A 23,790-nucleotide genomic window follows, 5' to 3' on the forward strand; every position below is an offset into this window, starting at 1 on the left:
CCCTTGACAGGAGAGCAAAAAAATGTTAATCGAGGTGAACGTCGAAGACTGTTACGGGCTCGCCCAGCAGTCAGCCGACGCTTCCAACCTCCCTGAGAGTGCAGCCAGCGGGGAGATTTTGGCCGAAACCTGGGAAAATTGGTTTAGCGTTTGGCTGGAAAACCAGGCGGCGGATGTGCCAGTGGCCCCGGGCTACGAAGTCAGTCTGCGTTTAACCGCCGATAGGGAGATGCAAGCCCTCAACCTCCAGTACCGCCAGCAAGATCGACCGACCGATGTACTAGCTTTCGCAGCTTTAGAGGTAGACTGTCCTCAGCTAGAGGAAATGCAGTCATCTGAACCCCTATACTTGGGTGATATCGTCATCTCGATCGATACAGCTAACCGACAAGCCCAGCAGCAAGGACATCCCCTGAAAACCGAACTAGCTTGGCTGGCAGCCCACGGTTTTCTGCATCTTTTGGGCTGGGATCACCCGGATGAAGAAAGTCTGACTCAAATGCTCGATCGACAGGAAACATTGCTGCGGGCGATCGGTCTTACGATCCAAACAGCATAACTGAAGTGGATGGTGATTTAACAAATCATGTCAAGCCCAACATAACTTTCTGAAATTAAACCAAAACTTTAGTAAAAACTTAGAAAAGTTACCTAGACTTGATGTAGTTAATTTGAAAAGTTTAGCCTTCATTCATCTCTGTAAATTAAAGTTGGTTCTTTATGACACTAGATAGACCCTCACTTTCATCACAAATCGCACAGTTTCTGCCCATGCCTCAAGACTCTTCTAGCCAGACAGTCCACGAGTCTAAAAAAGCCTTGAAATACAACCGAGATCTGTCCTGGAAAATCGCATCTAGCTTAGCTACGAGTTTTAGATACGCTTGGGGTGGTCTGAGTTATGCTTTTGAAACTCAGCGCAATTTTCGGATTCACACTGTTATTGGCACTTTGGCGATCGGACTCGGCCTATTTTTGCAACTGAAACCTGTAGAAATATCTGTGATCGGCGTCACCATTGGCATAGTTTTAGCAATGGAACTGTTGAATACGGCGATCGAATCGGTGGTAGACTTGACAGTCGGGCAATCTTACCACGAACTAGCCAAAATTGCCAAAGACTGCGGTGCGGGAGCGGTTCTGGTATCGGCAATGGCTGCTACGATCGTCGGTAGTGCACTTCTGCTTCCTCCCTTGTGGGCAGTCGTTCAAATTGCGATCGCCCGTCAGTAAATTATTGGCCTCAGCAAATTTTAGGTTTTAGATGACCAATGGGAGGTTTTTAGTTTTATTCGTCTATATTGCAACTATTTTTATCTTGGGCATCTATCTAAAATCTTAAAACCCTTGCTTTCAGGCAGCGAGTCAATCTAAAATCTAAAATCTCAAACCTAAAATCCAACTTAACCCGTGATTATAGTAATCGATAACTACGACAGTTTTACATACAATTTGGTACAGTATCTAGGAGAACTCGGTGCCCAGTTGCCGGTAGCAAGCGAAGTGCAAGTCTACCGCAACGACCAAATTTCCTTAGCAGAAATTCGCCAATTACAGCCTGCGGCAGTGGTGATTTCTCCAGGGCCGGGGCGGCCGGAAGATGCGGGAATTTCTCTGGAATTAATCAAAGAATTGGGGCCGACTCTACCAATTTTAGGCGTGTGCCTCGGACATCAAAGTATCGGTCAAGTATTCGGCGGCAAAATTGTTTCTGCACCCGTGTTGATGCACGGCAAAACTTCTCAGGTAGAACACGCAGGAGTCGGAGTTTTTCAGGGCGTCGAATCGCCGATGATTGCAACTCGCTATCACAGTTTGGTAATTGAAAAGCAGAGTTGTCCAGAAGTTTTGGAAATTACGGCTTGGGTTGAAGACGGAACTATTATGGGGGTGCGGCACCGGGAATATCCGCATATTGAAGGTGTGCAGTTTCACCCGGAAAGTATTTTGACGACTTCGGGGAAGCAATTATTGCGAAATTTCTTAGAAAGACTTTAGTTGAATTTCTCTGAATTTGTAGGGTTCGCTCTTATAGCACCTTACGGTGAGAGTAGGGTACACATTTTCGCACCTGAACCGCCCCAAAAAGGATACAAGCCCCCCACTCCTGTCGTGGTGAACCCCAAATTTTACACTCCTGTTCGAGATTCCAGATTCAATGCTGCCAGTAAATCTAAAATCTAAAATCTAAAATCTAAAATCGACTGACGGTGTTTTGTGGTATAACAACAAACGACCAACACCCGACAACTGCAACCACAAGGTCAGGAACTCAGGGAATCAACGCCACTGAGCTTGTAAGAAATTGCAAGCTGTTCTGACCAGACCCCTCTTTACAGAGGAGACGTTATTTAGGTCATGACACCGGAGAATGCGACGCTAGTTTTCCGCTCTGTCATCTGCAATTAAACAGTTTTAAAGTCACTGAAACAGTGTTGCAGGTCTAACAAGCCTTTATAACCAGGTCGAAGCGAACATTACCCCGAAAGGGAGGCTCCATAAGAGCAAACATTATGCGTACAGAGTTGCAAGGTTTGAGGCAGTAACTGTCCTGCCGAAAGTGCATTACAAAAGTACACCAAGTCCAGCAACTCCAAGGCGGTAATGGATACAGAAAGATTCAAGGCGATTGAAATCGCCGTGTCCTTTCCCTCTCAGGTCTTTCATACCCTGAGTTTCCCACTTACCGAGTGTTTTTGATGAAACGGCGACAATTAATACGTTACGCACAGACGGGTTTGCTAGCAGCTTTGTCCACTGGTTTGCCATCTGGATGGGAAAGCTATCAAGCTCAAACTACTAATTCCTTGTCGATTCAGTGGTTGGGCCACACTTGCTTCTTGTTCACCGGTGGCGGTGCGAGGGTGCTGGTGAATCCTTTTCGCCCCCTGGGCTGTACGGCAGGCTATCGCTCTCCTAAAGTGCCAACAGATTTGATTCTGATTAGCAGTCGGTTGCTCGATGAAGGGGCGATCGACGGATTTGCGGGCAATCCCGGCCTTTTGTACGAACCGGGGGCTTACAGGTCTAACGGGCTGCGGATTCAAGGGATTCGGACCCAAAAAGACCGTGAGGGAGGACGGCGATTTGGGGTCAATGTGGCTTGGCTGTGGCAGCAAGCGGGCGTTAAGATTTTACACTTGGGCGGAGTTGCTGGCCCGATCGGCATTGAAGAACAAATCTTGATCGGGCGGCCCGATGTAGTGCTGATTCCCGTGGGCGGCGGGCCGAAAGCTTACACTCCGGCGGAAGCGAAGCAAACTTTGCAACTTCTCAAACCAAAGATGGTGATTCCGACACATTTCAAAACCCAAGCCGCCGATGCTGCTGCGTGCGATTTGGTGCCGCTAGATGAATTCTTGGCGCTGATGGATGGTACGCCGGTGCGCCGATTGAATAATGACACGATTTCGATCAAATCTGGTGACTTACCCCAAACTGGTTCGGTGATTGAGGTTTTGAGTTACAGATTTAGCGGTTGATGCCAGATTTTTTAGGTTGCGTTATATTAAGGAAGTTTTGTTCGATCGGGGATGCAAGAGAATTTTCTCTCTACCTTAGCCTCTAGCAACCTTGCTTTTTGTCGATATTTGGCTAACATAACAATTCATGTTCACGGTTTTATATCATCGGAAAATTTGGGTAGAAACCCCGTCCTTCTAGGACGGCTTTACAAATTTTTCACTATAATTAAAGTGGTCGTTGACCCACCCGCGACGATGGATCAGACAGCCTATACGAGCGAAGTCCAGCAAACAACTGGCGGCGCAGACAAATCGGTAGACCGGGAAAAGCACTATTGGGCAATGGTACAACATCCCTGAGTGACGCAAACAAACAGAAATCTTGAGATTTCTCGATACATAAGAACCGCTGGGCTAGCGGGGATAGTCTGTGGAGCGACCGTAAGACCATAAACTCCTTGAGGGTGGAGGCAGGTGCAATGAAGCAGAAACCCAAGTAGTGATGCTTGGGAATCACCGTGGCTTTAGCCCGGTGAGGATGTCAAAAGGAAATGCAAGCGCAGTCAGCAACCCAGCCCTAAAGGGACTGAGCTTGGTCGCGAGAAATCTCTCCCAAGCTGTGCTGACCAGACCCCTCGTAAGAGGAGCCGTTATTTGAGTCACGACACCGGGCGAATGCGTAGCTAGTTCCCCGCTCTGTCGCTCGTGATTAAACAGTTCCAAGGTCACTGGAACAGTGTTGCGAGCCCGCGCAAGCTCTTATAACAAGGTCGAAGCTAACATTACCCCGTAAGGGAGGCTCGAAAGAGCAAACATTATGGGTACAGGATCGTGAGGTTTGAAGTGGTAATTGTCGATCGTAAAAGTACATCACATTCATTACATCGAATCAAACGATCCCCCTGTAATGTTCAAGGCGGTTGAAACCGCTGATCGTTTTCCTCTCAGCGCTATGCAGCGACTGAGTTTCCCACTTACCGACAGGTTTTATGACAAATCAAAATTTACCTAGCTGGATCAAACAACTGACAGGTTTCGCAGGAGTAATCGGCGCTAGCGCGTTGATTGGTTTCCCGGCTTGGGCTCACATCACCTCCAATACCAATGTTGCTAATGCAACTCAAACTCAACAAGTTGCAGGAAATGTGAAAACCGCTGCTTCACCGGCACCAACTGGCACTTCACAGGCACCAACTGCTGCTGCTAAGGATATTGTTGCTATTGCATCGGGCGACCCTCAATTCAAGACGCTGACAAAGGCTTTGGGAGCAGCAGACTTGGTTGCAACTTTACAAAGAAAAGGCCCTTTCACTGTTTTTGCTCCGACTGACGCGGCATTTGCTGCTTTGCCAGAAGGAACTGTGGAGAATTTGCTCAAACCGGAAAACAAAGCCCAACTTACTAAGATTTTAGCTTACCACGTTGTTCCTGGTTCGGTTTTATCTACTAGCCTAAAATCCGGCGATGTTAAAAGTGTGGAAGGCAGCGCGCTGAAGGTGGGAGTTAACGCAGGCAAAGTTACTGTCAGCGGCGGTAATGTTGTGAAAGCTGATATCAAAGCTAGCAACGGCGTGATTCACGTAATTGACAAGGTTTTGATGCCCCCTGATGCCAAGTAGGACTAGCGTTTTTTGCATCAATTGATGTCAGATTCGGTTAAATGAAAGCGAAGTAAGGACACAACATTGTTGTGTCCTTATTTGTGTGGCAGGCCATTCAGAATTAATATATAGCATATTCCATGTAGATGTGGTACACACAATCTTCTAGCCCGTGTAAGGTGCGTCGCCACCCGTCAATCTGTAAGTTTTATCGACCAATATTTCGCAGATCCGCACCCTACAGATTAACACCACACAATATAGCTTTATAGTGTACTTCATGAACCACCGAAGAGGCTGTATATCAAGCTTTAGCTAACTGTGGGTACTTACAAAAATGGCTGCCAACCCTTACCCCGATGGCCAAAATTGAAGATTTCGGGATGGAGAATTTCTGCTAAAATTTCTAACGAATCAACCAATCTCGGCCCCGGTCGATTAAAGTAAGAATTGCCGTCAGTTATGTAAACTTTCCCCGTTTTTACTGCTTGCAAATTAGCCCATTCTGCGTATTTAGTTATCTGCAGTGCTTCGTTGCGAGTGCGGTTTAAATCAAAGCCACAAGGCATGAAAATAATTACATCGGGATTAGCTTCTACTAGCGATTCCCATTTTAACCAAGGGGAATGTTCGCCGACAATTCCAAATAGCGAATTGCCTCCCGCCATTGCCACTAATTCGGGAATCCAGTTACCCGCAGCCATCAAAGGTTCAATCCACTCGATGCAAGCTACTTTGGGTTTAACGGTTAATGTTTTGGTTTTTAAGATAATAGCATCGATGCGGGATTGCAAAAGGTCGATCGCGCTTTTGCCATCTACGCCCAAAGCATCAGCAACTCGCTGAATATCCGTCCAGATTTCTGATAGCAGATTCGGCTGCAAAGAAATAATTTCCGGCTTGCTATTTACCAGCGTGCTTACTGCTTGTTCAACCTCTGTTAGAGAACAAGCGCAGACTTCACATTGAGCTTGAGTAATAATGTGAGTCGGCTGCAATTTTTCCACAGTATCTATTTCTACTTTATACACGCTGAGGGCATTTTGCAACAATTCTGTCACGCGGTTGTGAATTTCGCTGCTAGTTCCTTCGGGATTGAATTTAGGCTGAGTGCAAACAGGTAAATTTTGGATTTCTGGGGGATAGTCGCATTCGTGGGAACGGCCCACAATTGCATCGGTTAATCCTAAAAGTGCTACAATTTCGGTGGCACTGGGAATTAGAGAGATTATTCTTGGTTGGTTCATTGGTTTTCTGTTTTTCACTGATTCGGAAGCACAGGCTTTACAGATTTAGAAGCACAGGCTTTACAGATTTAAAAGCACAGGCTTGACAGATTTAAAAGCACAGGCTTGACAGATTTAAAAGCACAGGCTTGACAGATTTAAAAGCACAGGCTTGACAGATTTAGAAGCACAGGCGGGACGCCCGTGCCACAATAAAAGAGATTGTTAAATTTTTAGTTTTTTTAAGTATTGCAAATCTTGCCATGCTTGAATGAGATTACCTTGCATCAGAGCCGCTACACCGTTTAAAACTCTAATCTCCGGTAGGTTGGAGTTGAGAGCGAGAGCAGGTTTTAAGGCTGTTTGAGCGGCTTTGGGATGCCAGCCGTACAGGTGTACGAAAGCGAGATATGCGTAAGCGTAAGGGTTTTTTGAGTCGAGTTGAGTGACTTTTTCTAAGGCAGCGATCGCACTTTGGACATTCTGCTGCAATACCCGAGAAAATGCCAAAGCATAAGCCAATTCTAGATTATTTGGTTCCTGTTTCAACCGATATTCTAACGCTTGTTCCGCTTGCACGGTATAATCTTGAATTGGATCGTACTGATTGATGCGCCCAATCTGCTCGAACACGGGTTCTAAACCGGGCAATCCTTTGGGTAAATTAACCGCCATCGCCCGCAATTGAGTCACCAAATCTAACTCAGGCTGATCTGTATTATCCTCGTTTCCCGGCTCTGCCTGGGAACGCATATCCAGAGGCTCTGCCTCGATTTTAACACTAACTGCCGGCACATTAATCGGATAAGTTTCCCCAGTTTTCCGATTTAGATAAGTAGCTTGCAGATTGTAAGTTCCCGGTGCAATATTAGCAGGAGGAAGCATCGCTGTGCGATCGACAACTCGAAACCCCACAGCAAATTTATCCGCTTCCAGCATCCCCGGATGCAAAGTTGCCTGGGCGATCGCGCGATCGTGTAAAATCCTGAAAGTCTGTCCCGGTGGAATATCGCCAGACTGCTGATTTTGCCACGTTACCAACACTAAACCAGACTGCAACTGCTGCCAAGGCCCAGACCAAGTATAAGTAACCGGTAGCGCGACTCCGGGAACTGCTTTTGCAGCGACAGTAACTCGATCTAATTGTACTTGCGATCGCGATTCATTCAACGGCTGTATTTCGACAGGCTGCACTCGCTTGCGATAAAGATTTAAATTAGTATAATCTGGCAAAATCCAAGTTTTATCTAAGTCAAATTTATCCCCTTTTTCAATCGCGGTTACGGCTGCATTTTGAGCTTGTTTAATTTTTTCGCGGATCGAACCTTGCGGGCCAGTTTTAGTTACGAACCAAGAGAGCGATCGCACATCTTGCGGCACTTCTTTTAAATTCGTTCCCACCTGCCGCCCGTAAACCTGAAAATTAGCCAAAGCACCGTAAAAATTCAAATTATGCTGGTTAATTTCCGGCGTAGAAGGCAACACGCCTAAAGTAGATTGCAAATAAGGTTCCCTATCAATAATTTCTGCAATTACCTCTCGGTGCGGCCACTCTTTCCCCAAGTAAGGATAGTTAGAATTGCCGGGACTAATAATTTGGACTAAGCTATTTCCCAGAGCACCTCCCAGCGGCAAGATATGGAACAGCATCGCCAAAATTGCCAAGCCAATTGTACCCCAGCGAATTTGTCGTCCCCACCGAGAAGGCCACAGCGTTAAACAGTAGGCTAAGAAAATAGATAAAACTGGCAAATAAGGTATCACATATCGGTCGTCTTTGTTGATATTTAGAGAATTAATTAAATAAGCTCCTCCCCAGAAAACAGCCAGCCAGCGACAGGAGTTGAGATGCAAAATTGACGAACTATTTGGCCTGCGACGCCAATAAAGTATCAATCCTACTAAGGGAATAAGTAACAGAGGCCAAGAAATGTGTTCGGGTAAGTGTTGGCCGTAGTAAATCCAAGCGTCGATCGTATTGAGGGCCGGATCTCCTTCGGCGATCGCAGAATCCAGCGTAGCCCGTTTTCCCCCGGTCAAAATTAACAGCCAATTGGTTTTCGCCCAGGGCCCAAACACCGCCACCGACAGCAACAAAGCACCAGTTAATTGACCTAATCTCCCCCAAGCTTTTTGGCGCACAGCACCCACAGCCAACCACACAATCGGGGTAAACAGAAATAATACAGTCGTGTGTTTAACTAATATTGATAAGCCGAGAGAAATTCCAAAGGCGATCGCCCAAAAGAAAGATGACGACGAGAGGGTATGTAGGGGCGGTGCCCCCGTGCCCGCCCCCGATGGCGAGAATTTATACTTTTTCTTGGTTCCTTCTTCCAACTTTGTTCTATCCGTTAAATCCGCTGCCGAACTTCCTGATTCCTGCTTCCACATTGTCAGACAATAGAAAGCCAAAGTAATCGCCGCTGTGAGGGGATAGTCGAGTAAAAATTGCAAGCGGAACCGATAAAGTCCGGGTAACAAAACGCAAATTGCAGCGGCCCACAAACCGACTTGCCGGTTAAATAATTGGACGCCCAGACTGTAGACTGAGGCGAGGAGAATTGCACTAAATAATAAATGAACGAGGGTTGCCCGATCGCCCCCAGTACCGAAAACCTGAAGAAACGGAACCGTTAAGATGTATGCCAAGGGCGGAATTTTCGTCGAAAGCAGCCAAAAGTTTGTCCACCACTCCCCGGAAAGCCACTGAGGATGCTGCAACGCCTGCAAGTATTTCAGGGTGCTAGTCAGGTAGTCTGCTTGATCCCACGCCGGGACAGATCGATCGAGGGCAAACCAGAGGCGATCGCTAATTGCCCCCAGCAGCCAAATTATGCCCAAGACAAGCAGACTCTTGCCCTCGCTGTCCCGATGTTGCTGTGCCATTGCGATTCTTGGATTTTAGGTTGCAGCTTTTAGCTTACAGGCGGGCGGTTCCGGGCGATCGAAAATTAATTTGAAAAAGTGCTTGCTAAATTCTGTATGTGTCTGCTAAGATAGTAAAGCGCGAAAAAACAAGCCGGGATAGCTCAGTTGGTAGAGCAGTGGACTGAAAATCCACGTGTCACGAGTTCAAGTCTCGTTCCTGGCATCGCAAAGCCCTCACAAAGTTGAGGGTTTTTTTTTATATAAACTTGAGCCAACAAAATAATCACCAATGGCATTCAAGTCTCGGCTTGCTGTGGGAGAGACAAAGCATCGGTTCATCCCTGAACCTCTCGTGCCTTGCGAAACTTTTCCTGCAATTGCTCGATGGCAGTCTCTAAGGGGATTCCCTCACCTCGCGATAGTTCCGCCTCCGCTTCCTCCACCGAAGAGCGCACCTCCTCCACCCACTCCCAATAATGCTGGCGTGTTTGAGTCAAAGTCTGGAGGGCTTTTGTAATCACCTCTTCCGGCGAGCTAAACTGGCCCAGTGCTAATTGCGCTTCGATCAATTTCACCTGCTCAGGACTCAAAGTAATATTCATAAAAATCTCCGGGAGTCTCGCTGACACAAATCCCTTTTCTAAGAATAGCGCTACTTTCTGGGGAGCGCGATCGTCTTAAGCGCCGATCGACGTGCGGTGACGTGTACTGTCTTATTTTTGAGTGAGGTACGACGCTAATTCTGGAATTTCACCGCCGCGCTGCCACTCGGCTTCCCCGCGCCGCACTTTGGTTCTGGCTGTGATTTCCTCAATCTCCCATAATTGCAATCTGGTATAGGGCCCTTTGGCTTCACCGCTGCGAAACACGTACCATTGAGGAACTTCAGGAGTTGGCTGGGTCGATCGTCTTAGGATCGCGAATTAAATAATTTACACTCTTGAAAGTGGGTTGGGCGTCCCGCCCGCCCTTTCTGGACGGGCGGGACGCCCATCCCACAAGAACCATCACGCATGGTAAGTTATTTAATTCTCATTCCTTACTGACAAGCGAATTTCAAAGGTGGCATCCGCCACGTGATTTATCCGTGGAATCAATCCAAAATCTAAAATCGAAAATCCTCAAGAAAGAGCATTTATCTCGCGCAAGTCAATCTAAAATCTAAAATCTAAAATCTAAAATCGATTGGCTTCATCCGATTCATTCCAGTTGTCGCTTTGAGCTGGTTGAGCTCTTGTTCTACCGGATTCGGAGCGGGTAAGTTGGAATTGGGCGATCGCTTTTTCTTAGCCTCCGGCTTACCTCTAGCAATTTCTACTTCGCGCGGCCACCCCCAGAAATGCCACACCGCCACCCACACTAGCGCCACAGCAGATCCTAAAATCTCTTCTTGTGTTGAGGATACACCATTGTATTTGGAGAACTTGTTAAAAAAAGCAATTCAAGAGTTAGAAACAATTCTTCAGCAGAGGAATCAGAGGAATGAATTACCGCTATAGTTTATTAATTCAATGGTCACAAGAGGATGGACTGTATTTGGTAACACTGCCAGAGTTTGCAACAATTGCAATGCAGCCCTGTACTTATGGGAAAACTTATGAAGAAGCGATCGCCAATGCTAAAGAAGCGAGCTCCAGCTACCTTGAGTATTGCCAAGAAGAAGATTTAGTGCCTCCGAGTCCGGCAATCGTGGCAGCTTAAATAAAAGTCGATCCCCCTTTTTGACTCAGAACAAAAGAGATATCGACTTTTCCATATCAAAAAGAGCGATCGCACTTTTTGACTTATTCCAAAAGGGCGATGCCTTTGGTTGAGAAAAAGGGGTAAAGGGCGATCGCACTTGTTGACAAATTCCAAAAGGGCGATCGCTCTTATTTGAGAAAGAGGAATGAAGGCCGATCGCTCTTTCTTGAGAAAGAGGAACTATAGCAATCCTAAATCATTTGCATAATTATTGTAGGGGCAATCCCCCCGTGGTTGCCCGATTGATAGGGGGTAGGCACGGGGGCACTACCCCTACAAATTTATCTGAATCATTTAGGATTGCTATAAGGCCGATCGCTAATCTGCGCTTACAAGCAAGGATCTCGCAAAATCTTCCCGTAGCCAAAAATGTTAAATAACAAAATTTGATAATTTTTGTTATTATGGGGTAATAGTTGACTCAAATAGGTGACTCAACATCATGAATATATCCTTAACTCCTGAACTAGAGCAGTTTGTTCAATCAACAGTCAAAAACGGTAGGTACTCATCTGCTTCTGAAGTGATTCTGGCTGGGTTACAATTGCTAAAAGAACGAGAAGTTTTAGTTGTTTTGAATCCGGTTTCATCAGAGGAGAAGCAGAAACCCAGCTATGATTTCTCTGATTTGGTGGGGCGATTAACTTGGCAGGGAGATGCAGTAACAATGCAGAGGAATCTACGCGATGAGTGGTAATCGCTATGTGTTGGATACGAATGCGATCGTTGCTTTGCTTCAAGGAAATATTCAACTCATTGAATTACTGAAAGATGCGGATTGGATTGGAGTTTCAGTTATTAGCCAAATTGAGTTTCTGGTATTTCCTGGGCTGACTCAAGACGATCGTCAGATCTTTGAGCAGTTTCTGCAACGAGTGGAGGTTCTTGGTTTAGTGGCGATGGATGCTGTCTTGCTCTCTGAAAATCATTGAAATTCGCCAGCAACATCGCTTGAAACTACCGGATGCGGTTATTGCAGCAATGGCAATCCAAAATTCAGCAACTTTGGTGACAGCCGATCGAGAGTTTGCAAAGGTAACAAGTTTAACGGTAATTAATTGGTAGCGATTGCCCTTGGTTGAGAAAAAGGAGTAAAGGGCGATCGCACGTTTTGACTTATTCCAAAAGGGCGAGATCCCTTTATTGAGAAAAAGGAGTAAAGGGCGATCGACCTTTTAACTGATGATCGAGGAGCGAGATCCCTTTTTTGAGAAAAATTAATAAAGGTCGATCGCCCGATCGCACTCAGGACAGCCCGTCGCACTCAAAAACCAACCGTCACTTATCTATCTGGAGGAAGGCGCTAGTTTTATGCGAAACGCGACCTAATCTTCAGAAAACTTGACAAATCGGAGATTTGGGTCTGGAAAAGTTGACTCAGGAAGGGATCTCGCTATCTATACCGCCTTGGTTTTTGTTAAAATAGGAGCTAATTCCGCATTGTGCAATAAAAAATTATGACTCAGATGCCTATGCCATCGGTAATCCAAGAACATATTGAAATTACTCCGGGTATTTGTGGCGGTAAACCACGTATAGCGGGACATCGGATTAGGGTTCAAGATGTTGTAATTTGGCACGAAAAGATGGGAATGTCTCCTGATGAAATTGTGTCGCGGTATCCCACAATTACTTTAGCAGATGTATACGCAGCCTTGACTTATTACCACGACCATCTTGAGGAAATTCGACAACAAATTCGAGATAGCGATGCTTTTGTGCGGGAATTGCAAGCAAAAACTCCTTCCAAGGTACAGCAGAAATTGACAGGGCAGAATCTGGGAAAAGATCCGATTTCATTGTGATGAACAAGTCGAACGGGCGATCGCAGAAGCTTTGAAAAGGCGCGGTATTGATGTCACGACTACACCAGAAGCACGGCTTTTAGGTGCTATGGATGAAGAACAGTTAGCTTTTGCAATTTCTCAAGGGCGAGTAATCTTTACCCAGGATGACGATTTTTTGGCAATTCATCAGCGGGGTTTAGAGCATTGCGGTATTGTTTACTGTCACCAAAACAGCCGTTCACTTGGTGAAATTGTGCGCGGTTTGATTCTGATTTGGGAGGTACTTGAACCGTCGGATATGCAGAACCATATAGAGTTTATTTGAAAAGGTCGATCGCCCTTTTTTGAGAAAAATTAATAAAGGTCGATCGCTCGATCGCACTCAGGACAGCCCGTCAGTTTTTGAGAAAAATTAATAAAGGTCGATCGCCCGATCGCACTCAGGACAGCCCGTCGCACTCAAAAACCAACCGTCACTTATCTATCTGGAAGAAGGCGCTAGTTTTATGCGAAACGCGGCCTAATCTTCAGAAAACTTGACAAATCGCAAATTTGAGTCGGGAAAAGTTGACTCAGGAAGGGCGATCGCCAAAACGTTCTCTAACAACTCAAAAATTGTTTGCTTCGCAGCTAACAAAAGGGCGCAGTTTTGCGGGTTGAGACTCAGGGAATCCAACCACGGAAGGCAGGTTTCGCTAATAGCTTCCAGGTGGCGGCAAACCAGATGGGGGGCAATTTCGGCGGCGCTTTGTTCGAGGATTTTGGGAACCGCTTGCAGAAGGTTGGCTAGGATGGCGGCATCGGGAGATTCCCAGACATAATCTGCTAATGACATGAGTTTAGCTGCGATTTCCGTAGGGGAAATTTCGCCGCCGCCCCCATTGGTTTCTAGCTGAATGATGCCTTGCTGCTGTGCTTGTTGCAGCAGGGTACAGCAACGAAGATAGGCAGATTGAACGCGATAGAGGCTATCTTGCGGGGTGGGTTTTCCTGCTGTGCTGATGTTAATCGGGGCAACTTCTGTGAGGGGAACTCGGAGGGAGTACCAGCGCAGTGCATCCATAGTCACGGCTTTGAGCAATTCTGCGGGGGCGATGTCAGGGATGCGATGGATTTGCTGGGTGGGTTTGTGGAAGGCGTAAAGTTTGATGGGTTGAACGATGATGAATTGAAATTGCTCTTTGGTGTAGCCCAAGCATTGCATGGCGGCGGTGAGTTGGATGTCGTAGCCGATGTAGGTGGTGGGACGAATGAGGATGATTTTGTCATAGCCTTGTTGGAATATTTCATGGTAGCGGGTGATGTCTTCTAGGAGTTGGGTGAATTCGCCGTCGCGGTGTTGGAGGACGCGATCGCAGTCGTCGCCAAAGTCTGCGGTTTTGATAAACCAGTCTTTGGGTTCGTCTTTGAGGGAAGTTTCTTCAACGTCGGGGGGTAAGTCGGCGGCGAGTTGACGAGAAAGGGAAGCTTTGTAAACTTGCTTGCTGGTTTGAATTGAGTTAAAAAAGAGTTCAATATCAGGTAAAGTTTCTTGATTATTTGCACCTTCTGTGCTAACCCAATTGTGGCATTTTTCTAGGATGTTTTTAACAGTCGTTGTCAGGGAGCAACGAATATAAGCTGAGGAAGGAATAGCTTCTAAAGGATATTCGGGAATGCTCAACCAAATTTTAGCCGATTTTTGGGATAATGTCATCATCATTTCACTCTTTAACTAGGGATGATATTTGATGCCTTAGTTTCTTAACTGATTACGAAATCAGTGCTAAGGATTGTTTGGCTAATTGTTCGATGACTATCGACTGACAAAGAGCTTCAATTTTGTTGTTGCCACCGATATCAAAAAATAGATGTAGCCATTGATCAGGGGAATTTGAGCCGCCTCTAGCTGGGGTAGATATCCAAGCTGAGGCGGTGAGTTCATTTTCTAAGGTGGTTTTGTCGATCCCACTAACGAGTAAATTGAGGACATCGGCGGCAGTTAGGATGTTACCTGATGGCATGCGTTAGGGAGGTTGGGTTTTTGGTGGGGATATGCTTGCGGTGCGCTTGCTTTCTTTATGTAGAGGCAATTCCGCTAGCTTAGAAGGATTAGGCAATCACATCACTATTACCTTCTTCTAGTTGCAGTACGCCAAGTGCAAACAAGATTGCAAATACTGAGGTTACAGTAGCCTTAGCAGCAGCAACAGTCCCAGCAGCAGCAGCAATAGCAGCAACAACAGTGGCAATACCAGCAAAAATCGTAGGAGCAGCAGCAATAGCAGCAACAACAGTGGCAATACCAGCAACCCCAAGGCCAACTTTGATCCAAAAGTCTGGGTTTGAAAAAGTTTCGGCGAGGGTGTCGATAACACTGTCACTCCATTCCCGAAAAGCACTGTTTGTCTCTTGAAGTTTTTTCAGAGCAACTCTAACTGCTGCCTCGGTCAAAAGAAAAACAGGTTCTAACCTGAACTTTGCTCCGACTTTTCCTGTCAACTTTAAACTTACCTCTCCAGACAAAGCAACTTTTGAATCATCGTTTTCAATGACTTTAATTTCGGGAATGCTAGTAGCAGCAGAAATCATAACTTCACCTTCTTGAATATTGAAGGAAGGCTTTAGCTTGAATTTCTCATTACCAAAACCAAATACAAAATTACCTTCTGAATCAATTTCAAATCCTTGAACACCCCCATTACTTAGTTTTTTCTCGGCTGCTATATTGATTGTTTCACCATTGACAAGCTCAAGTCCAAGATGTGGACCGATCTTCAGTAAGGCTTCATGAGTAAACTTTGTGGGCTGAATGAAGTACACTACTGATCCTGCATATATTGGAAATACAGGAGGAAGACCTACTAATGGAACTTCTTTTTTCCAAGAAAAAACAAAGTCACTCCGCATTTTTTCTTTGATTTGTTCGCGGACTTTAGAAAGTTCCTCTTTCACAAAGTTGTAAGCCTCATCAACCGTTTTGAAACCCCATTTCCAAAGAGCATCTAAAACACTCTTTCTTTCTTCTGGATCGTTAAGTAGGGCTTCAATTTGGCGTACCTTTTCCTGAGCTTCCAGACGTGCCTTTTCCTGAGCTTCCAGACGTGCCTTTTCTTTTTGCTGACGAATTTGCTCTTCAATTTCTTGTAGTTGCTCTTCAACTTTATGAATCTTGTTGAAAAACAGACCAGTTGGATCTGCCAGAAACGTTGAGGTGAAATTAGCTATATCTCTTTGCTGAGTCAGCTTTTCATAATTAATTTGTTCCTTGGAATCATTAGCATGAGATTGACCTAGCTGGCTAACTTGACCAGCAATTGTATTTGCTATGGGAGCCGCTACTTGATCGTATAAGTTAAAGTTGCCAAAGCCCAAATTGCGTAAAGAACCAAGAGATTGAAGAAATTTACCCTTAGTCTGTTGTAGATTTATATTGAAATTAGCCAACTCCCGATCCACTTGATTTTTCAGTTGTTGAGCTTTGGCTTCAATATTAGCATTGATTTCGCCACCTGTTTGGTAGTTTCTTTTTAAGTCCTCAGTAAACGACCAAACAAAATCTTTGATCTTCTTTTTAACTGACTCAAGTTGAGCTATTAACCAACTTTGAGTAGAGTTAATGGCAGTTTTTAGTAAATCAGTACCAAGTTTGATTAAAACTCCCGATCCTAAAGGTCCAGAGAGCAGTGATATGTTGCCGAGCATATCAAGCGATCTATTGATAGTGTTGGCAATATTTTTCACTGTTTCAGCATTTACTGATTCAATCGCGTTTAATACGATACTACGTCCACTATCAAGCAACGAATGAATTTTAGCTCGCTGTTCGCCATTCATCCTAGCTAAAATTGCATCGTACTCATTTTGATATTGCTGTTTCTCAGCTTCATACTGTTGTTTTAGATTTTCTAGCCGAGCAATTTCAGGATTAATCTTAGCTGGTTCAGTGCTAGAAAATTCATTGAATGCCACCTCATAAATCTGCTGAATTCGCGGGTCAGCGAACGCCACACCCGGAGACGTGTTCCCACCGCCACTACCACCGCTACCGCCACTATTGCCACTACCACTAGGCCGCCAACCCGGAGGTAAAGGTTGAGTTTGAGTGGCAGAAAGCTTGTGCTGGAACTTAACAATCAGCTCGTAGTCAGTCGTCACACCTTTAGGACTATTGACTCGCAGCATATAAGTACCGGGAATCAAATCAGCAATAATTTGCTCATCGGTAATTCCCTCCCGCATCGAATAGGCAATAGGTTCATTCCGCACATCGTACAGAACCAAATCTGCATCAGCCAAAAGCTTTCTCAATTCAGCCGTAATCCGACCACCGCGAGACAGAGTAAACCGATAATAATCATCTGGAACTAAATTTCCAACTGTTTCACCCGTTAGAGAAGTTTCAAACGGATCGACAGGCCCAAATTCAGGCATAGGCTTGGCAACATACCAATCCAATCCTCCCTTACCTTGTTGCCGCGCAATCTCCGCTTGTCGCCGCAGTTCCGCCAACCGCGCCTGTTCGCGCTCGTATTCTTCCCGTTCCCGACGGCGACGTTCTTGTTCCTCTGCTAGTCTTCGAGCTTGTTCCTCTAGCGCCCGTTGATTAGCCTCTGCCTCTTGCCGACGGCGTTCCTCATCTTGCCGTAGCCGTTCTTGTTCAGCTTGGTCGTTCCTGAGTCGGTCTTCTTGTTGCTGGCGATCCCTTGCTTCTTGTTCCTGCCTTTGCCGTAATTCTTGTTCGCGACGCTGCCGTTCGGCTTCTTGATCTTGCTCGTAATTAGGGCGGTGGACGGGAATGTCAATTGTGTCATACTCATAAATTTTGTCTGGATTCGGAATGCCATTATGGTTAGCAATCCACCAGTAATTCGTAGCAGAACCACTGCCCATTGTCGCTGCGGCAATACCGCTGAGAGTATCGCCCCACTTAAGTTTGTAAGGCTGCCAATCGTAATATTGACCATCTGGTGCCCGTTCCGCGTGCGCCCAAATCTCCGGCGCAACTTTACTTGGGTCAACCTCTTGCAAAATCGCAGGTTCAGAAGGCTCATCCCCATCGCCAAAAATCTCTGCCAGTTGCCGGAAAGCCTCAATCTGCTCAGGCGTTAAATCTGCTGCATTAAACCGCTGCCCGCCAAACAACCCAAAATCAGGAGTTGCCGCATTCAAATTCACCTCGTAACCCAAATCGGCCAGAGATGCGATAGTAACAGGGCTAATCGGCGCATTTCCAGTCTTACCGCTAAAGTTCAAATCAGCCGTCATCACCTCATCTTGGAACAGCGCCTCATTCCAATGCAAACCAGCCGAACCTTTACCCTCAGTTTCCAGAGAAATCGCATCAGTCAAACCGCCCAAATCTTTAAACGCATCAACCGCCTTTCCACCGTTATACTGAGCCAACGGCGTACCCGCATAATCCACCAAACCCTTAGCTTCCCAAAGATTCCCAAAGCCCAAAGCGTGTAAAAACTCATGCTGCACGACGCTGAACAACTTCCCAGAACGCTCCAACTCGGCAATATCCGCTGCATCAAACTGCACTAAAGATTGAGCGGGCAACATAGTTCCGTAGCGCATGAAATCAATTTTAGTTCGCGCTTGAGTACCGCCCGCACCGTCAATATTGGCAGTAGAAATCTTGATATTGATATCGTCGATAATCTTGCCGTCAACCACTGCACTCGGCAACCCTTTGCCAATCAATCCAGCGACGCTTTTTGCAGCGGCTTGCATAATAGCCTGTTGCGAATCACTCAGCGGCGTTTCATATTCCAGATCGATATTAAACGGCTCAGTCGCGGTACTCTCAAAACCAGAGAGAACGTAAGTTGCAGGATCGGCATCGCGTTGGTCGATCTTGACAATCACCTCTGCTGGTGCATTGGCTGGCAACTGCAATTTATGGCTGCCTTTGCTCAAAGATTGAGTCCCCAATATTTGTCCAGAAGTTGTCAGGTAGCTGACGGATAAGTCGCCTGAGAGTACGGAAAACTTAGCACCATTTAAGTAGCGACTGTCAACCCGATAAATATCCGACGGATCGACGCTGCTAACCTGATCGATAATATCTTCGGTAGCAGAAGGAATCAGCTGCGTTGCATTAGCAAGATCATTGCTGCCCCGATCGACATTTGTTTGAGGAATTCCAGGGACTGTAACCGCAGGAGGAGTCGGATCGCCGGGTAATTGCTTGGCACTCGGATGTTGAGAAATGAAGACATCAGTAATGGTTCGCAGTCCGGGTTTAATCGTGTAAAGTTCCGGTATAGTTACCTTTGCCAACTGCACCGCAGCAACAACATTCAACAAACCAGACCCAGTTTTAGCGTCCCAATTAGGTTGAGCGAGGTCTGTAGAAGTACGCTTGATCGCGTCAATTGCTTGAGTGTAATTCAGCTTAGGATTTGCTGCTAACACTTGAGCGAGTCCATTTGTGACTTCAACAGCAGCAACCTCTGTGCTGGATGTACTGCCGCTGCTACCGTTAGCGAGAATATCAAGAGTATTGCCACTGCCCGAATAATCTGCCAATTTAAAGGCATTGGATAGTGCAACCGAATTGTTAAATCGTTGAGCCGCACCCACAGTAACTACGTTGTCAACTTCCTTAGATAATAGACCCAGAGCTGACATTGTGCCAGGGTTATCTCCCGCCGGAACAACAACAATCACTTTGTTCTGATATGCGTAGGCGATTGCCGCTCGTTCCGCTGCCGTTAGTTCGCTGCGGGGAATCACAGTTCCATCAGGCTGAGTTTGAGTCAGGTTGATGTTAATATTAACAACGGCATGGGGTTGCTTGGATACTTTAGCAGCATCCACAAATTTAATCAGAGATTCTACCCACTGACTCGAATTATCTTGAGTGCGAAGGACTGGCTGCGACGAGTTATTTGTGCTATTTTCTGGTTTTTCCCCTGCAACAATCAGACTCTTTTCCTCAGCAGGATTATCGACAGTCAAGCCAGTATCGTTGATAAAACCGACCAAAGGGCGATCGGCTTGAGGAAACTCGAATTGTACTGGTGCGATCGCAGGTGGTGCAACTTTCACTACCATATCCTCCAGTCGCGAAATCAACGCTCCTGTCTGAGCCGAAATAGGAGTCGCCCCAGTTTGCTCCCTCAACTTCTCAGTCATGGTTTCCAAACGAGCAATCAAAGTGCGATCGATCGCATTTTCGGCAACAACATCAACACCACCCAAATTACTCAAACGCTGTTTAATGCTATCCAATCGCGCAACCCAATCAGCATTGACATCATTATTGTTTTGTGCTACTTCCTGCTTAACCGGTTCAGTCACCGCCGCAGTCGAATTATCCTCAGTTGGTTTTGCAACTGTTGGAGAAATTGGCAATGACTCTTTTGGTGCAGCATCATTAACACCCGCAGTCTCAGTCTGAGTAACTATCTCCTTGTTCCGCAAGTCTACAGCAGTATTCGTACCTACAACTGGCATAGTTTTCGCTGCTGTCGGCGGCACAATCGCTGGAGTTTCTTTCGGCTCAATAGCCACTGTTGGCTGACTTTCCTTCACCGACTCTACAGGATTTGCGGCTACAACAACTTGAGGAGTTTCAGTTTTCTCTACCTCAGTTACTAAAGCCGGCTTTGTTTCTACTTTCGCCTGAGTTTCCGCTGGCAAAACTTCGGGTTTTGTTTCTACCTTTGTCAGAGTTTCCGCTGGCAAAACTGACGGCTTTGTTTCTACTTTAGCCGGGGTTTCGGCTGGCAAAACTTCGGGTTGAGTTTCTACTTGTGTCAGAGTTTCCGCTGGCAAAACTGACGGCTTTGTTTCTACCTTTGTCAGACTTTCCGCTGGCAAAACTTCGGGTTTTGTTTCTACCTTAGCCTGAGTTTCCGCTGGCAAAACTTCGGGTTTTGTTTCTACCTTTGTCAGAGTTTCCGCTGGCAAAACTGACGGCTTTGTTTCTACTTTCGCCTGAGTTTCCGCTGGCAAAACTGACGGCTTTGTTTCTACTTTCTCAGTTGGTATCGTTGCAGCAACTTCCGTCTCAGTAGTAGATTTAGCTGGCAAAGTTGGCATCGCTGGTGCTTCAGTAACTTTGTCTTTTACCTCAGTTGTCGCTGCGGGAATAGGCGTTTTTTCAACTGGTAATTTTTCAGTCGAATCCGCCACAGTATCTTTGCCAGCAGTTGGTGTAGTTGTCGCACCTGTTGTCGGATTTCCATCTACCTTTTCGGTAGTTTCAACTTGAGTTGAATCACCAGAATTATTCGCAATATCTTTGACTTCTTCCTCAGTCGTCACCGCTGGAGTAGTAGGCTTTGCATCTACTTTGTCGGTTGTTTCAACCTGAGTCGAATCACCCGAATTATTCGCAGTATCTTTGACTTCTTCCTCAGTCGTCACCGCTGGAGCAGTAGGCTTTGCATCTACTTTGTCGGTTGTTTCAACTTGAGTCGAATCACCCGAATTATTCGCAGTATCTTTGACTTCTTCCTCAGTCGTCACCGCTGGAGTAGTAGGATTTGCATCTACCTTATCCGTTGGTACAACCTTGGTTGCATCAGTAGTATTGGTGTCGGTATTTGCGACAGGCGCTGGAGTTTTTGGAGTCTCTTTATCTGAAGTTGATGGATTCAGAATTTCCGTTTCTAAATCATCAAGTAAATCGGATAATTCAGCATCTACATTTGGTTTTGGTTCCGGGGTAATGTAAGGTTTCGCATAAGCAATAAGTGCCTTGCCCAAATCTGTTTTCCGCCACTCTTTATCGGGGTTAATCACACTATCCACCAAAGCAGTTGTTGCCGTCGCACCCCGCACTTGGAAAATGATATCGTTGTAATCCCTATCACTCCCGGCATCTAACCGCATATCCTCCATGATAAAGGTGTTACCTTCTCCGGTTATATCCGCAATTTGACCAAAGTGAAATCCCGCCACAGGATTCGCCATAGCCATAGAAAATAAAGGACGTTGAGCGCCCCCAACAGTCGGATTATCAAACACAGACTTGACACTACCATTGGGTACCAACATCACCCCATATTTACCCCCAGCAGTAACGGCAAAACTCTTGACTCCTAAGTAGGCTCCTTCATTGGCATTACTCTCTCCTAAGAAACCGGAAAACCGCGCACCTTCTGTAGCATCATTAATCACTACATGACCTTTCACCGAGTTACTTAAAGAACGCGCAGCTACTTCTTTAATGAATGCTTCGGAACCTGGTTCAAATTTGTCTAAATCGTCTAAGCTGAAAATAGCTAACTCACCTTGGAACCTCCCACCATCAAATGTGTAGTCTACACTGATCCGACCAGTTTCATCGGTAGTAAATACCCCCGATGTAAAGGGAGAAATTAACTTTTTGTCTGTAGTCGGTTCTGGTTCTTTTTTGGTTTCAGTTGTTGCTACTGTAGTAGTTGAATTCTCTTTCTCTGTTTCTTCCCCGTTGCTAGTGTCAGTAGTTGTTTCGTCTTCTGGCTTGCTGGCATCTGGGGAAATAGTAACTACAGTCTCGCCTATTTTTTGTTCTTGAGTGGCGACAGTTTCGCCTGCAACTGCATCTGTTTTGGTGGCGGTTGTGCTATTTAGATTGTTTGTGGCAACAGTTTCGCTGGGTTTTTCGGCGGTTGAAATTGCAGAATCGGTTGGTGGTTTGTCTGGTGGAGATGTAGTCTCTTCAATTGGCCGTTTTTCGGTAGCAGATTCAGTCGTTGCTACAGGTTTTTCCGGTTCAGATGGGAGAGTTATTTCGGAGACGGTAGTGACGGGTTTGTCGGTAGTTGTTGATGTTGTTTCTGCCGCCAATTCACTCGTTGCTACAGGTTTTTCTGGTTCCGATGTGAGAGTTATTTCGGAGACGGTAGTGACGGGTTTGTTGGTAGTTGTTGATGTTGTTTCTGCCGCCAATTCACTCGTTGCTACAGGTTTTTCTGGTTCAGATGTGAGAGTTGTTTCGGAGTCGCTAGTGACTGGTTTGTCGGTAGTTGTTGATGTTTCTGTGGCAGATTCAGTCGTTGCTACAGGTTTTTCTGGTTCAGATGTGAGAGTTGTTTCGGAGTCTGTAGTGACTGGTTTGTCGGTAGTTGTTGATGTTGTTTCTGCGGTGACAGTCTTGTCATCAACAGCACTTCCTGTAATTACATCTATGTTTGCAGTGGGTTTTTCCGAAGTTGCGGCGCTGTTTGAGGGAAGTGGAGAATCCGATTTGGCACCAGTGAGGGTGTCTGCGTCGGATGCTTTTTGAGTGCTAGTTGGTGCTAAATTCAGCGTGTATTTGATGTCGCCACTGATTTGCAAAACTTTGACTGAATAGTCTCCGGCTAGTAAGCTGTCAACACTAATTGTTTCTGCACTGGTTCCCGCGTTGGTGGAACTGTAAAGGGTTTCGCCACTAGAGTTTAACAAAAATACGTCGGCATTCCCGCTCAAACCGTCGATCGAAAATTGGAAACTTCCCGGACTGGTGATATTAAATTTGTAAAGGTCGTAGATATTTGTAGCGCCAACACTACCTGTGTAGGTTTTGCCGTCAGCCAATGCCCCGATGTTAAGTTCAGCCATTTGTACCCCTGAAAAATAGTTGGTTAAATCAGTTGTTGAGAAGCGCTCGCCTTATTATGTTTTTATGTTTTCTCCGGTGCGTTTTTGAGCATTTCGAGCCACCTGAAATTTTCCTCAAAATGTAAACTTTCAAGACTGCTTGTTTACTGTTTCAACGAAGCAGGGAAGTATTGCATTTATTTGTGAAGAAGCTTTAGTGATATTTGCCAGCGTGTCAGATTTTAATCCAAATTTTACCTCGTTTTTATATTATCAGAAAGCAAAAAAAAAGCAATACGTAGGAATACGGTTTTTTTACATTAAAGACTTTACAGGAACTTTACGATCGCCAATATAATTTTTGGTAGGATGACTGTGAAAGAGCCAAAAACCATAGAAATTAAGCACTAATAAAGTATTAGCGCTATTGCCCACCAGACTGTTAGCAAAGCACGGCAGATGTAAAGCATCCCCAATGCAGAAGATTTGTTAACTTTGTGTAAAGTATCAAAGAAACAGGACTTTATGACATTACTTAAAACTCCTTTAAACCGAATTTAATGACGATTACTTTAAAGCTCCTTAATCGTCGATC

General features: G+C 45.7%; 20 protein-coding genes and 1 tRNA gene. 13 read left to right on the forward strand and 8 right to left on the reverse strand.

Features of this window, described 5'->3' with window-relative positions; translation table 11 throughout:
• Positions 1-22 precede the first annotated feature (22 nt).
• From ybeY to QUB35_RS00690, 6 genes are all read left to right on the forward strand, one after another.
• On the forward strand, positions 23-559 hold the full coding sequence (gene ybeY / locus QUB35_RS00665; protein ID WP_333138390.1) for an rRNA maturation RNase YbeY: 537 nt from the start codon (positions 23-25) through the stop codon (positions 557-559).
• A 161-nt stretch (positions 560-720) separates the two neighbouring features.
• Positions 721-1,233: a diacylglycerol kinase family protein gene (locus QUB35_RS00670; protein WP_333138392.1), complete on the forward strand. Its 513-nt coding sequence runs from the start codon at positions 721-723 to the stop codon at positions 1,231-1,233.
• Between the two features lie 177 nt (positions 1,234-1,410).
• Entirely contained in the window at positions 1,411-1,998 is a 588-nt protein-coding gene (locus QUB35_RS00675; protein WP_333054712.1) for an aminodeoxychorismate/anthranilate synthase component II, read from the forward strand.
• A 701-nt stretch (positions 1,999-2,699) separates the two neighbouring features.
• Positions 2,700-3,482 (forward strand): MBL fold metallo-hydrolase, encoded by a 783-nt coding sequence (locus QUB35_RS00680; protein WP_333138395.1) that lies wholly within the window; start codon positions 2,700-2,702, stop codon positions 3,480-3,482.
• 213 nt (positions 3,483-3,695) lie between these two features.
• Positions 3,696-3,824 (forward strand): hypothetical protein, encoded by a 129-nt coding sequence (locus QUB35_RS00685; protein ID WP_333138397.1) that lies wholly within the window; start codon positions 3,696-3,698, stop codon positions 3,822-3,824.
• 629 nt (positions 3,825-4,453) lie between these two features.
• A complete protein-coding gene (locus tag QUB35_RS00690) occupies positions 4,454-5,083 on the forward strand; it encodes a fasciclin domain-containing protein (protein WP_333138399.1) in 630 nt (209 codons plus the stop codon).
• Positions 5,084-5,394: 311 nt separating this feature from the next.
• Here the strand turns inward: QUB35_RS00690 and QUB35_RS00695 are convergent, their stop codons facing one another.
• Entirely contained in the window at positions 5,395-6,312 is a 918-nt protein-coding gene (locus tag QUB35_RS00695) for a cobalamin-binding protein (RefSeq protein WP_333138401.1), read from the reverse strand.
• 204 nt (positions 6,313-6,516) lie between these two features.
• Positions 6,517-9,180 (reverse strand): glycosyltransferase family 39 protein, encoded by a 2,664-nt coding sequence (locus tag QUB35_RS00700; RefSeq protein ID WP_333138403.1) that lies wholly within the window; start codon positions 9,178-9,180, stop codon positions 6,517-6,519.
• A gap of 132 nt (positions 9,181-9,312) precedes the next feature.
• On the opposite strand from QUB35_RS00700, the gene QUB35_RS00705 reads away from it, so the two are divergent.
• Positions 9,313-9,385 (forward strand) — tRNA-Phe (locus QUB35_RS00705).
• Between the two features lie 112 nt (positions 9,386-9,497).
• Here QUB35_RS00705 and QUB35_RS00710 read toward each other — a convergent pair.
• From QUB35_RS00710 to QUB35_RS00720, 3 genes are all read right to left on the reverse strand, one after another.
• Entirely contained in the window at positions 9,498-9,764 is a 267-nt protein-coding gene (locus tag QUB35_RS00710; protein WP_333138405.1) for a hypothetical protein, read from the reverse strand.
• Positions 9,765-9,875: 111 nt separating this feature from the next.
• Complete coding sequence (locus QUB35_RS00715; protein WP_333054718.1) at positions 9,876-10,031, reverse strand: GYF domain-containing protein; 156 nt, start codon at positions 10,029-10,031, stop codon at positions 9,876-9,878.
• A gap of 299 nt (positions 10,032-10,330) precedes the next feature.
• On the reverse strand, positions 10,331-10,531 hold the full coding sequence (locus tag QUB35_RS00720) for a hypothetical protein (RefSeq protein ID WP_333138407.1): 201 nt from the start codon (positions 10,529-10,531) through the stop codon (positions 10,331-10,333).
• Between the two features lie 113 nt (positions 10,532-10,644).
• Here QUB35_RS00720 and QUB35_RS00725 point away from each other — a divergent pair, with 113 nt between their 5' ends.
• The 6 genes from QUB35_RS00725 to QUB35_RS00750 all read left to right on the forward strand — a co-directional run bounded on the left by QUB35_RS00725 (position 10,645) and on the right by QUB35_RS00750 (position 13,017).
• Complete coding sequence (locus tag QUB35_RS00725) at positions 10,645-10,863, forward strand: type II toxin-antitoxin system HicB family antitoxin (protein WP_333138409.1); 219 nt, start codon at positions 10,645-10,647, stop codon at positions 10,861-10,863.
• Between the two features lie 484 nt (positions 10,864-11,347).
• A complete protein-coding gene (locus QUB35_RS00730; protein WP_333138411.1) occupies positions 11,348-11,602 on the forward strand; it encodes a type II toxin-antitoxin system ParD family antitoxin in 255 nt (84 codons plus the stop codon).
• Entirely contained in the window at positions 11,592-11,837 is a 246-nt protein-coding gene (locus QUB35_RS00735; RefSeq protein WP_333138413.1) for a twitching motility protein PilT, read from the forward strand. The genes QUB35_RS00730 and QUB35_RS00735 overlap by 11 nt, the downstream gene beginning before the upstream one ends.
• Positions 11,809-11,970, forward strand: coding sequence for a PIN domain-containing protein (locus tag QUB35_RS00740; protein WP_333138415.1), 162 nt, complete (start codon positions 11,809-11,811; stop codon positions 11,968-11,970). Before QUB35_RS00735 ends, QUB35_RS00740 begins: the two co-directional genes overlap by 29 nt.
• A 392-nt stretch (positions 11,971-12,362) precedes the next feature.
• Positions 12,363-12,710, forward strand: coding sequence for a DUF433 domain-containing protein (locus QUB35_RS00745; RefSeq protein ID WP_333138417.1), 348 nt, complete (start codon positions 12,363-12,365; stop codon positions 12,708-12,710).
• A 31-nt stretch (positions 12,711-12,741) separates the two neighbouring features.
• Entirely contained in the window at positions 12,742-13,017 is a 276-nt protein-coding gene (locus QUB35_RS00750; protein ID WP_333138419.1) for a DUF5615 family PIN-like protein, read from the forward strand.
• A gap of 195 nt (positions 13,018-13,212) precedes the next feature.
• Here the strand turns inward: QUB35_RS00750 and QUB35_RS00755 are convergent, their stop codons facing one another.
• The 3 genes from QUB35_RS00755 to QUB35_RS00765 all read right to left on the reverse strand — a co-directional run bounded on the left by QUB35_RS00755 (position 13,213) and on the right by QUB35_RS00765 (position 23,216).
• Positions 13,213-14,388 (reverse strand): DALR anticodon-binding domain-containing protein, encoded by a 1,176-nt coding sequence (locus tag QUB35_RS00755; protein ID WP_333138422.1) that lies wholly within the window; start codon positions 14,386-14,388, stop codon positions 13,213-13,215.
• Positions 14,389-14,443: 55 nt separating this feature from the next.
• Positions 14,444-14,695, reverse strand: coding sequence for a hypothetical protein (locus QUB35_RS00760; protein WP_333138424.1), 252 nt, complete (start codon positions 14,693-14,695; stop codon positions 14,444-14,446).
• 88 nt (positions 14,696-14,783) lie between these two features.
• Positions 14,784-23,216, reverse strand: a complete 8,433-nt coding sequence (locus QUB35_RS00765; protein ID WP_333138426.1) for a DUF4114 domain-containing protein — start codon at positions 23,214-23,216, stop codon at positions 14,784-14,786.
• Positions 23,217-23,790 lie beyond the last annotated feature (574 nt).

This window comes from Microcoleus sp. B13-B6, from assembly GCF_036705405.1.
Taxonomy (GTDB): domain Bacteria; phylum Cyanobacteriota; class Cyanobacteriia; order Cyanobacteriales; family Microcoleaceae; genus Microcoleus.

Coding starts and splice junctions, on each gene's coding strand:
- QUB35_RS00710 (WP_333138405.1), bottom strand. CDS start 9,764: ATGAATATTACTTTGAGTCCTGAGCAGGTGAAATTGATCGAAGCGCAA.
- QUB35_RS00690 (WP_333138399.1), top strand. CDS start 4,454: ATGACAAATCAAAATTTACCTAGCTGGATCAAACAACTGACAGGTTTC.
- QUB35_RS00700 (WP_333138403.1), bottom strand. CDS start 9,180: ATGGCACAGCAACATCGGGACAGCGAGGGCAAGAGTCTGCTTGTCTTG.
- QUB35_RS00740 (WP_333138415.1), top strand. CDS start 11,809: ATGCTGTCTTGCTCTCTGAAAATCATTGAAATTCGCCAGCAACATCGC.
- QUB35_RS00760 (WP_333138424.1), bottom strand. CDS start 14,695: ATGCCATCAGGTAACATCCTAACTGCCGCCGATGTCCTCAATTTACTC.
- QUB35_RS00695 (WP_333138401.1), bottom strand. CDS start 6,312: ATGAACCAACCAAGAATAATCTCTCTAATTCCCAGTGCCACCGAAATT.
- ybeY (WP_333138390.1), top strand. CDS start 23: ATGTTAATCGAGGTGAACGTCGAAGACTGTTACGGGCTCGCCCAGCAG.
- QUB35_RS00765 (WP_333138426.1), bottom strand. CDS start 23,216: ATGGCTGAACTTAACATCGGGGCATTGGCTGACGGCAAAACCTACACA.
- QUB35_RS00730 (WP_333138411.1), top strand. CDS start 11,348: ATGAATATATCCTTAACTCCTGAACTAGAGCAGTTTGTTCAATCAACA.
- QUB35_RS00725 (WP_333138409.1), top strand. CDS start 10,645: ATGAATTACCGCTATAGTTTATTAATTCAATGGTCACAAGAGGATGGA.
- QUB35_RS00670 (WP_333138392.1), top strand. CDS start 721: ATGACACTAGATAGACCCTCACTTTCATCACAAATCGCACAGTTTCTG.
- QUB35_RS00680 (WP_333138395.1), top strand. CDS start 2,700: ATGAAACGGCGACAATTAATACGTTACGCACAGACGGGTTTGCTAGCA.
- QUB35_RS00745 (WP_333138417.1), top strand. CDS start 12,363: ATGACTCAGATGCCTATGCCATCGGTAATCCAAGAACATATTGAAATT.
- QUB35_RS00735 (WP_333138413.1), top strand. CDS start 11,592: ATGAGTGGTAATCGCTATGTGTTGGATACGAATGCGATCGTTGCTTTG.
- QUB35_RS00755 (WP_333138422.1), bottom strand. CDS start 14,388: ATGACATTATCCCAAAAATCGGCTAAAATTTGGTTGAGCATTCCCGAA.